This window comes from Candidatus Rhabdochlamydia sp. W815 (assembly GCF_018642185.1).
GTDB classification, from domain to species: Bacteria; Chlamydiota; Chlamydiia; order Chlamydiales; family Rhabdochlamydiaceae; genus Rhabdochlamydia; species Rhabdochlamydia oedothoracis.
In genome coordinates this window covers 1-1,463 of record NZ_JAAVTY010000177.1, presented here as the reverse complement: position 1 = coordinate 1,463, position 1,463 = coordinate 1, and the positions used below count along the sequence as shown (strand labels likewise).

At 32.5% G+C, this 1,463-nt stretch carries 2 protein-coding genes; both read right to left on the bottom strand.

The window, feature by feature from the left end; all coding sequences use genetic code 11:
* The coding region (locus RHOW815_RS08050; RefSeq protein WP_215217777.1) for a hypothetical protein at positions 1–212 on the bottom strand (212 nt) is incomplete at its 3' end.
* Positions 213–518: 306 nt separating this feature from the next.
* Positions 519–1,034: a hypothetical protein gene (locus tag RHOW815_RS08045; protein WP_215217776.1), complete on the bottom strand. Its 516-nt coding sequence runs from the start codon at positions 1,032–1,034 to the stop codon at positions 519–521.
* Between the last annotated feature and the right edge of the window lie 429 nt (positions 1,035–1,463).

Here is a 1,463-nt window from a genome sequence, read left to right as displayed (position 1 = left end):
TTCTTAACACAAGGTTCAGCAACTGTCATTAAAAATTTTTGATCTTTAATTCCGTAATTCTGAATAAATTCAGAAATTTCCCTTATATTATTCTGAGCAGCAAGCTTTGCAATCTCTATTAGAGCTTCCTGATCTGTAATCTCATATTCCTTAATGTATTGCGATGTTCCTCCTCCATCACTCTGAGCAGCAAGCTTTGCAATCTCTACCAAGTCCTCTGGCTCGGTAATGCGGTATTCCTTAATGTATTGCGATGTTCCTCCTCGATAACTCTGAGCAGCAAGCTTTGCAATCTCTATTAGAGTTTCCGGATCTGTAATCCCATATTCCTTAATGTATTGCGATGTTCCTTCTCCATCACTCCGAGCAGCAAGCTTAGCTATCTCTATTAGAGTTTCATGACCTGTAATCCCATATTCCTTAATGTATTGTGATGTTCCTCCTCCATTATTCTGAGCAGCAAGCTTTGCAAGCTCTGTTAGAGCCTCCTGATCTGTAATCTTATATCTGTTAATGTATTAAGAAACTCCTTTTCCATCCCTCTGAGCAGCAAGCTTTGCAATTTCAATTAGAGCTTTCTGATCTGTAATCTCATATCTCTTAATGTATTGAGAAATTCCTTTCCCATCCCTCTGAGCGGCAAGCGTTGCAAGTTCTACTCGTATTTTCTCATCTTTGATCTTATAGTTCTGAATAAATTCAGAAGCTTTATATGGATTATTTTGTATAGCAAGCTTAGCAAGCTCTATTCGGATGTCCTCATTTTCAATCGCATAATTTTGAATATATTGAGAAATTTTACCTTCGTCATCCTGAATGGAAAAGGCACCGCGATTCTGAATAAGCCTATTAGCAAGATTTATTAGGGATTCTGAGTCTTTAATCTCATATTCGTGAGTATTTTGAGAGGTTGTAGATTGTTGAGTGGAAATTGTAACAAAAAAAGATTCAATACTATTCGCTACTTTATCCTTGTTATGTAAAAAATTATTACAAGATTCAATACGAAAATTGTCACCTATTGGAGAAGTCATTTAAACATCCAAGTTAAAGATCTGTAAACAAGTTAAAGATCTGTAAATATTAATAGTATAATTGCTTCCATTATAATAGAATACACAAGATAATTAAAAATAAATTAATATGTTTTAATATTTAAACATATTTATAAGCATAAGTTTATTATGCAAGTATACTAGTTTGATTTCAAATTAAGAATTGCATAACTAGGTTTTTTTGAAAAAACTGGTCTATCTTGCAAGGAGATGTTATCTTTTTATATAAAAATGTTTATATATTCAAACTCTTAATTTGAATTTAAACGAGTATGGAAGACTGATAGGAGTGAAACGAAAAACTTTTGAAGAAATGCTCTTAATTTTATTGGAAGAGCAAAACAAAAGATATAGAAAGGTTTGGTTTACGGTTCAATCTTATTGCTGGAATCTACAATTATGAAATTT